6 protein-coding genes and 1 pseudogene are annotated in these 8682 nt (G+C 74.1%); 6 read left to right on the forward strand and 1 reads right to left on the reverse strand.

What is annotated here, in order from left to right; all coding sequences use genetic code 11:
* The 6 genes and pseudogenes from D7X55_RS30245 to D7X55_RS30270 form a co-directional block, all read left to right on the forward strand.
* Positions 1-622, forward strand: a pseudogene (locus D7X55_RS30245) (chemotaxis protein CheR); the annotation flags it as partial.
* A gap of 14 nt (positions 623-636) precedes the next feature.
* The gene (locus D7X55_RS30250; RefSeq protein WP_120551166.1) at positions 637-1251 is read left to right on the forward strand and encodes a chemotaxis protein CheW; all 615 of its coding nucleotides are present in this window, start codon (positions 637-639) and stop codon (positions 1249-1251) included.
* Positions 1248-2891 (forward strand): methyl-accepting chemotaxis protein, encoded by a 1644-nt coding sequence (locus tag D7X55_RS30255; RefSeq protein ID WP_121724879.1) that lies wholly within the window; start codon positions 1248-1250, stop codon positions 2889-2891. The genes D7X55_RS30250 and D7X55_RS30255 overlap by 4 nt, the downstream gene beginning before the upstream one ends.
* 3 nt (positions 2892-2894) lie before the next feature.
* Positions 2895-5039 carry a response regulator gene (locus D7X55_RS30260; protein WP_121724880.1) on the forward strand — a complete coding sequence of 715 codons (2145 nt, stop codon included), beginning with the start codon at positions 2895-2897 and terminating at the stop codon, positions 5037-5039.
* Positions 5036-6103: a chemotaxis-specific protein-glutamate methyltransferase CheB gene (gene cheB, locus D7X55_RS30265; RefSeq protein WP_120551169.1), complete on the forward strand. Its 1068-nt coding sequence runs from the start codon at positions 5036-5038 to the stop codon at positions 6101-6103. The genes D7X55_RS30260 and cheB overlap by 4 nt, the downstream gene beginning before the upstream one ends.
* Positions 6104-6215: 112 nt before the next feature.
* A complete protein-coding gene (locus D7X55_RS30270) occupies positions 6216-7949 on the forward strand; it encodes an ATP-binding protein (RefSeq protein WP_120551170.1) in 1734 nt (577 codons plus the stop codon).
* A 4-nt stretch (positions 7950-7953) separates the two neighbouring features.
* Here the strand turns inward: D7X55_RS30270 and D7X55_RS30275 are convergent.
* On the reverse strand, positions 7954-8682 hold a 729-nt coding region (locus D7X55_RS30275; protein WP_121724881.1), incomplete at its 5' end, for a LysR substrate-binding domain-containing protein.

Below are 8682 nucleotides of genomic sequence, written 5' to 3' on the forward strand. Positions count from 1 at the left end.
CCGCCCGCCTCCGGCCCCGCCGGTCGCCAGCACACCCGCGCCGGTCCGGGGCACTCCCGCGGGAGGGCCACCCGCGGCGCGCCCCGGCGAGTCCTCCACGTCCGGGACTCGGACGCGCTTCACACTGAGCGTGGAGGCGCTGGAGGCCGTGCGCGCGGCGCTGGCCCGGGGCGATTGGCGCGAGGCCGCCCGGCGGGCGGGGGCCCAGTCAGCCGACCCGGAAGGCGCCCTGGCCGCGGTTCGTGCACTGGCCAACCTGGATCCGCGCGCGGCGCTGTACGCCTGCGAGGAGGCCTCGGTTCGTCACCCACTGGTCGCCGGTCTGCGGTATCTGGAGGCCTTGCTGCTGCTGGGACGGGCGCGGCTGCCCGAAGCGGAGCGGTCCGCCCGGCAGGCGCTCTACCTGGAGCCGGGGCTCGCGGTGGGCCACCTGCTCCTGGGCCACGTGCTGCGCCGGCAGGACCAGGCCGCCGCCGCCGCCCGGGCCTACCGCGAGGCGGAAGGGCTGTGCCGGAAGCTGCCGCCAGAGGCGCTGGTGCCGCTGGCGGAAGGTGAGCGGGCCGGAGCGCTGGCGGACGTGGCCCGCGACGAGGCGCGGCGCCTGGAGCGGATGGAAGGCTAGAGAGGCTCAAGCGGATGCCGAAGCGCGAGGGAAACATCGACTGGGACAAGGTCCGGGCCCGGCTGGAGGCGCTGGAGCGCGCCACCGAGGCGCGCGACACCCTCACGGATGAGGCCGCCCGCGAGGCGCTCGACGCGCGCGCGCGCGCCCTGGCCCGCCCGGCGGACCTCCCCGTGCTGCCCGGCAGCCAGCGGGAGGTGGTGCGCTTCAAGGCCGCGGGCCAGACGTATGCCCTGGAGTCGCGCTTCATCCTGGAGGTCCTGCGCGCGCCGGAGCTCACCCTGCTGCCGGGCGCGCCGCCGCTGTTGCGCGGCCTGACGCTCTTGCGCGGCGAGGTGCTGCCCGTGGTGGAGCTGGCCCCGCTGTTCGGCCGGCCCGCGGCGCAGGACGTAGGCCCCGTGCTGGTGGTGGGCACGGCCCGCGCGGAGCTGGGCCTGCGCACGGATGAGGTGATGGAGGTGGCGGTGCTGACGGGCACGGAGCTTCTGCCCGCGCCCCCCTCCCTGGAAGAAGCAGCGGGCGCGCTGGTGTCCGGCGTCAGCCCCGACGGCACGCTCGTCCTGGAGGGAGAGGCCCTCCTCGCCGACGAGCGTCTCGTGTTCGAGCTTTCCGAAGAAGGAGTCGCATGAGCATCGGGAATCGCATCGCGCTGGGCTTCGGGCTGTCCCTGCTGGTGCTGCTGATCATCGCCGGCGTGGCCTTCCAGGGCGCCCAGCAGCTCACCACCACCACCGAGGGCCTGCTGGAGGCCCACAACAACTACAAGCTGCTGCGCGAGGTGCGCGCGCTCGTCGTGGACGCGGAGACCGGCCAGCGCGGCTTCATCCTCACCGGTGAAGAGACCTACCTGCGCCCGTACCAGAACGCCATGGCCGAGCTGCGAACGGACCTGGACGCCCTGCGCCCCGCGATGGCCCGCTACCCGGATCAGCGCACCCGCTTCGCGAAGCTGGAGCCCCTGGTCCTGAACAAGCTGGACGAGCTGGCGGACACCATCCGCGTCCGCCGTGAGCAGGGCTTCGAGGCGGCCCAGGCCATCGTGAAGACCAACCGCGGCCAGAAGGAGATGGAGACCATCCGGGAGCTCATCTTCGAGATGCGCGACACGGAGGAGGAGCGCTGGAAGCAGTACTCCGACGCCGCCACCCAGGCCGCGCAGCGCAGCGTCTGGGTGCTGGCGCTGGGCACCCTCCTGGGCCTGGCCATCGTGGGCGTGGGCAGCTTCGTCATCACCCGCGGCATCACCGACCCCCTGCGCAAGCTCACCTTCGGCGCGGAGCAGCTGGGCAAGGGCGACCTCACCCACCGCATCGACGTGCGCGGCAAGGACGAGATGGCCGACCTGGCCGGCGCCTTCAACGGCATGGCGGAGCGCCGCCAGCAGGCGGAGGTCCAGCTGGCGAAGCAGGCCGAGCAGCGCGAGCACACCCTCAAGACCGTGGCCGAGTTCGTCAACCAGCTGGCCGGCGCGTCCTCCGAAATCCTCGCCAGCACCACCGAGCAGGTGGCCGGCGCCCAGGAGCAGGGCACCGCCGTCACGGAGACGGTGAGCACCATCGAGGAGATCACCAAGACGTCCGAGGAGGCCGCCGGCCGCGCCCGCGCGGTGAGCGAGTCCGCCCGTCACTCGGAAGAAGTGGGCCGCTCCGGCCGCCGCGCCGTGGAGGAGGCCGTGTCCTCCATGGGCGCCGTGCGCGACCAGGTGGAGTCCATCGCGTCGCGCATCCTCGCCCTGGCGGAGCAGGCCCAGGCCATTGGCGACATCATCACCACCGTCAATGACATCTCCGAGCAGACGCACATGCTGGCGCTCAACGCGTCCATTGAAGCGAGCCGCGCGGGCGAGCACGGCCGCGGCTTCGCCGTCGTCGCCTCCGAGGTGAAGGCCCTGGCGGACCAGTCCAAGAAGGCCACCGCGCAGGTGCGCCAGATTCTGGGCCAGATTCAAAAGGCCACCCACGGCGCGGTGATGACCACGGAGGAGGGCACCAAGAGCGTGTCCGCCGCCACGCGCGTCGTCACGGAGGCCGGCGCCACCATCCAGCAGCTGGCGGACCTGCTCACGCAGGCGTCGCTCACGGCCGCGCAAATCGCCGCGTCCGCCAACCAGCAGGCCACCGGCATCGGGCAGATCCGCCAGGCAATGCACGACGTGAACCAGGCCACGCAGCAGGGGCTCATCTCGTCGCGGCAGACGGAGCGCGCGATGCAGGACATCAACGCCATGGGCCAGAAGTTGAAGGGGCTGCTCGGGGAGTTCGGGCGCTAACCCATGGATCGCGACAGGCTGGCGCAGGCACTGCTGGACTCGTTCCTGGAGGAGCTGGAGGGGCACGTCGTGTCCCTCAACCGGGACCTGCTCGCGCTGGAGCAGGCCCCGGCGCGCGCGAAGGAGCTCATCCCCGGCCTCTTGCGCACGCTGCACAGCGTGAAGGGCGCGTCGCGCGCGGCCAGCGCCAGCATGGTGGAGAACGCCTGCCACCGCATGGAGGAGGTGCTGGAGCCGCTCATCCACGGGCGCGCCGCCACGCCGGACCTCTTCGAGCTGTGCTTCGCCACGGTGGACGCGCTGGACGACGCGGGCCGCCGCCTGGCCGCGCGCCAGGAGCTGGCGGGCTCGCCGCTGGAGACGCTGCTGCCCCAGCTGGAGCAGGCCGCGCACGGCACGCCCTCGCAGGCGCCCCCGAAGCCGGCCCCTGTCGTCCCTGCCGCTCCTGAAGCAAAGCCCGCGGAGCCCGAGCCGGAGCTGCCCGCCCCCGCCCAGGCCAGTGGGGAGGCGCTGCCGGTGCGCGTGTCCGGGCAGAAGCTGGACGCGCTGCTGGGCCGCAGCGGTGAGTTGCGCGTGGCCATGCTGCGCCTGGAGGGCCACGCCGAGTCCCTGGAGTCGCTGCGCGACGACGTGATGGGCCTGCGCGAGCGGGTGCGCGGCACGCAGTCCGAGACGACGCTGCGCCGCGTGGAGCTGGAGCTGGCGCGGGTGGCGCGCGTGCTGGCGCAGGACCGCCGCGCGCTGTTCCAGTCCTCCACCGGCCTGGATGATGAGGTGCGCCGCGCGCGCATGCTCCCCTTCGAGGAGGGCTGCACCGGCCTGGAGCGCGCCGCGCGCGACGTGGCGCACGGCCTGGGCCGGCGCGTGCGCATGGAGGTGCACGGCGGCGGGCTGGAGCTGGACCGCTCGCTCTTGCAGTCCCTGCGTGAGCCGCTGCTGCACCTGGTGCGCAACGCGGTGGCGCACGGCCTGGAGGCGCCGGAGGAGCGCGTGCGCCACGGCAAGCCGGAGGAGGGCCGCGTGGTGCTGTCCGCGCGCCTTCGCGGCAGCCGGGTGGAGGTGGCGGTGGAGGACGACGGGCGCGGCCTGGACCTGGAGGCCCTGCGCGAGCGCGCGCGGACCCGGGGCATGGAGGCGCCCGAGGACGACGAGGACGCGGCGCGGCTCGTGTTCCTGCCGGGCCTGTCCACCGCGGCGAAGGTGACGGCGGTGTCCGGCCGGGGCGTGGGCCTGGACGTGGTGCGCGCCCAGGTGGAGGCCCTGCGCGGCAGCGTGGAGGTGACCTTCAAGGCGGGCCAGGGCACGCGCTTCACGCTGGACGTGCCCCTCACGCTGAGCACCCTGCGCGTGCTGCTGGTGTCCGTGGGCGGGCAGGTGCTGGCGCTCGCCAGCGAGGGCGTGGACCGGCTCTTGCGCCTGACGCCCTCCGACGTGCGCGAGGTGGAGGGGCGCATGTCCTGGGTGACGCCGGAGGCGCTGGTGCCGCTGGCGTCGCTCGCGGGCGTGCTGGACCTGCCCCCGGGGCCGCCCAAGGCCCGGCCGCCCGCGGTGGTGCTGTCCGCGGGCACCGCGCAGGCGGCGCTGGTGGTGGACGAGGTCATCGCGGAGCAGGAGGTGCTGGTGCGCTCCCTGGGCAGCCGCGTGAAGCGCGCCCGGCACGTGGCCGCCGCGGCGGTGTTGCCGGACGGGCGCATGGCGCTGCTGCTCAACCCCGCGTCGCTGGTGCGGGCCGCCGGGGGACGCCCCTCCGGGGAGTTCTTCCCCACGCCCAAGGAGCGGGCGGCGCGGCGGCGCGTGGTGCTGGCGGACGACTCGCCCACGACGCGCATGCTGGAGCAGAGCATCCTGGAAGGCGCCGGCTACGACGTCGTCGCGTGCGCGGACGGCGCGGAGGCGTGGGAGCGGCTGCAGGCGGGCGGCGCGGACGCCATGGTGATGGACGTGGAGATGCCGCGCATGGACGGCTTCCAGGTGACGGAGGCCGTGCGTACCTCTCCACGCTTCGGGCGCGTGCCGGTGGTGCTCGTCACGTCGCGTGAGAAGCCCGAGGACAAGGCGCGCGGCCTGCAAGCCGGCGCGAGCGCCTACATCGTGAAGAGCGCGTTTGACCCGACGAGCCTGCTGGAGACGCTGAGGCGACTGCTATGAAGACCGAACCGTTGCGCATCCTGGTGGCCGAGGACTCGCCCACCGCCCGGCGGCTGCTGGTGGAAATCCTGCGCACCGACCCGGGGCTCACCGTGGTGGGCGAGGCCAGGGACGGCATTGAGGCGGTGGACCTGTGCCAGCGCCTGCAGCCGAACCTGGTGACCATGGACATCCAGATGCCGCGCATGGACGGCCTGGACGCCACCCGCCGCATCATGACGGAGGTCCCCACGCCGGTGGTGGTGGTGTCCACGCTGGTGGAGCGCGACATCCAGACGTCCATGGCCGCGCTGAGGGCCGGGGCGCTGGCGGTGCTCCAGAAGCCGGTGGGCCCGGAGTCGCCGGACTTCGAGGCCGACAGCCGCCGCCTGCGCGACACGCTCAAGGCCATGGCCCAGGTGAAGGTGGTGCGCCGCTGGCCGGACCGCTCCGCCATGCTCACGCCCCCGCAGGAGACGACGCTCACGCCCAGCACCCGCCCGCCGGCCGTGCTGGCCATGGCCGCGTCCACCGGAGGCCCGGCGGCGCTCTACCGCATCCTGTCCGACCTGGGTGAGAGGGACACGCCGCCGCCCCCCATCCTGCTGGTGCAGCACATCGCGCTGGGCTTCGGCTCCGGCCTGGCCACGTGGCTGGGCACGGCCACGAAGCTGCGCGTGAAGGTGGCCGAGGACGGCGAGCCCCTCATGCCCGGCACGGTGTACCTGGCCCCGGACGACAAGCACCTGGGCGTCACCATGGACCACCGCGCGCAGGTGTCCGGCGCCGCGCCCATCCAGGGCTTCCGGCCGTCCGCCAACTGGCTCTTCCGCGCCGTGGCCCGCGCCTACGGGCAGACGGCCCTGGCGGTGGTGCTCACCGGCATGGGTCAGGACGGCCTGGACGGCATCCGGGACCTCCACCAGGCGGGCGGGCGGGTGATCGCCCAGGACGAGGCCACGTCCGTGGTCTACGGCATGCCCGCCGTGGTGGTGGGGGCCAACCTGGCGCATGAGGTCCTGCCTCTGGGGCAGATCGCGCGGCGGCTGCTGGCGCTGCTGCAACCCATGGGTCGCCTCATCTGAAGTGTTGGTTGAGCGAAAATCATTCACCCAAGTGGGTGGCCGGAATGGCGGCCCTGGCACGGAGTGTCAATATCGGGTCCAATCGGGGGCGTCCCCACGCCCCCACTTCCCGATGAGTGCTCCCACGACTGGCCTGGCCTACGAGGCGGTTTTCGCCGCCATCCCCGACCCTGCGTACCTGCTGGATGGCACGGGCCGCCTGGTGTCGTGCAGCGCGGCGGGAGCCCGGGCGCTCGGCCGTGAGGCGGGAGCGCTGGCGGGCCGGCACTGGAGCGAGCTGGGGCTGCCGCAGGAGGCGCTGGCCGCGCTGGAGTCCGCGCGTGTCCGCGTGGTGACACTGCGCGAGACGACCACCGTGGAGGCGCCCTGGCCGGGCGCGCAGGGCCTGCGGCGGCACGCGCTGGTGCTCACGCCGCTGGGCCCGGAGACGGACGCCTCTCCGTCGGTGCTGGTGACGGCGCGGGCGCTCACGGAGGCCGAGGCCATCTACTCCCGCGCGCTGGAATTGGAGCAGGCCGCGCGCGCGGAGGTGGAGACCGCGGAGCGCCGCCGGTCCTTCCTGTACCAGGCGATGACGACGCTGTTCACGCACCCGCCGGATCCGCAGGGCATGTACACGCTGCTCGCGCACCTGGCGGTGCCGGACCTGGCGGACTGGTGCCTGGTGGACGCGCTGGAGCAGGGCCCGTGGGTGGGCCGCGCGGCGGTGGCGTGCCTGGACCCGACGCAGCAGGAGCGCGCCCGGGGCCTGCCCATGCGCACGGAGGTGCGCGACGACGCGCCCGTGGGCCTGTTGCGCGTGCTGCGCACGGGCGAGCCGGAGCTGGTGCCCGCGGTGACGGAGTCGCTCCTGCGCGCGGCGGCGGCGGAGCCCGCGCACCCGGCGATGCTGGAGGCGCTGCAGGCGCGCTCGTACATGATCATCCCGCTGCGCGCGCGCGGCCACACGCTGGGCGCGGTGACGTTCGTGAGCTCCGGCTCCGGGCGGCGCTACGGCCCGGACGACCTGGCGCTGGCGGAGGACCTGTGCCTGCGCGCGAGCCTGGCCATCGACAACGCGCGGCTGGTGGGTGAGTCCCGCCGGGCGGCGCGCGCTCGCGAGGACCTGCTCGCGGTGGTGTCGCACGACCTGAAGAACCCGCTGGGCGTGGTGCAGCTGGGCGCGGCGCTGCTCCTGCGCGGCACGGCGGGCAAGCCGGGCGGCGAGGCGGTGGCGAAGCAGGCCACGCGCATCAACGACGCGGCGGAGCGCATGTCGCGGCTCATCAGCGACCTGCTGGACTGGGGCCGCCTGGAGGCGGGCCACCTGCCGCTGGAGTTGGGCGAGCACACCGCCGTGGCGCTGGCCACGGAGGCGCTGGAGGCCATCCGGCCGCTGGCGGAGGCCAAGGGGCTGCACCTGGAGGCGGACCTGCCCACGGAGGGCCTGCGCGTGAGGTGCGACCGCAGCCGCGTGCTCCAGGTGATGGGCAACCTGCTGGGCAATGCCGTGAAGTTCACGCCGCCGGGCGGCACGCTGGCGGTGAAGGCGGTGATGCGCGGCGGCGAGGTGTCCTTCGACGTGCGCGACACGGGCAACGGCATCACGCCGGACGCGCTGCCGCACATCTTCGACCGCTACTGGCAGGCGCGCGACGCGGCCGCTCGCGGCACCGGCCTGGGGCTGGCCATCGCCAAGGGCCTGGTGGAGGCCCACGGCGGCTCCATCCGCGCGGAGAGCATCCTGGGCACCGGCAGCGTCTTCACCTTCACGCTGCCCGTCGCGCACATCGGCATGCCCGTCCCGGCCCCGCAGGCCGCGGCCTCCGGCGGCATGACGCGCCCGCGCGACACGTACGAGCACTGACGCTTCAGCGCCCCTTCCTCCGCGATGGAGGGGTGGGCGGAGGGGTGAGCACCTGGCGCGCGTGCTCCAGGAAGGCGCGCAGCGCGGGTGACACCTGCGCGCGGCCGGGGAAGTAGAGGAAGAGGCCCGGCACGGACGCGGCGTACTCCTCCAGCACTCGGCGCAGCGTGCCCGCCTTCAGCTGCGCCTCCACCTGCGACTCCAGCACGTACGCCAGGCCCAGGCCGGCCTCCGCCAGCCCCAGCCAGACGCGCTCGTCGTTGGTGGTCACCGTGCCGCGCACCGGCAGCCGCCACGTGCGCGAGCCCTTCTCCAGGTCCCACGGCAAGAGCGCCCCGGTGTTGGACGAGCGGTAGGTGAAGCAGTCGTGCTGGAGCAGGTCCTTGGGCTTCACCGGCGTGCCGTGGCGCTCCAGGTACTCCGGCGCGCCCACCACGATGAAGCGGAACGCGGGCGCGATGCGCACCGCCACCATGTCCCGCTCCAGGTACTCCTCCAGCCGGATGCCCGCGTCGAAGCCCTCCGCGACGATGTCCGCCTTGCGGCTCTCCACCACCAGGTCCAGCTCCACCTGGGGATGGCGCTCCCGGAACGAGGCCACGAGCGGCGTGAGCACGAAGGGCAGCGCGGTGGCCGGCAGCGTCAGCCGCAGCGCGCCCGTCAGCGTCCCGGGCCGTGAGGACGCGTCCTTGAGCGCCCCCAGGGCCTGCGCCACGCCCGGCCCGGCCTGCTC

The sequence above is a fragment of the Corallococcus sp. AB049A genome (assembly GCF_003668885.1).
Taxonomy (GTDB): Bacteria; Myxococcota; Myxococcia; order Myxococcales; family Myxococcaceae; genus Corallococcus; species Corallococcus interemptor.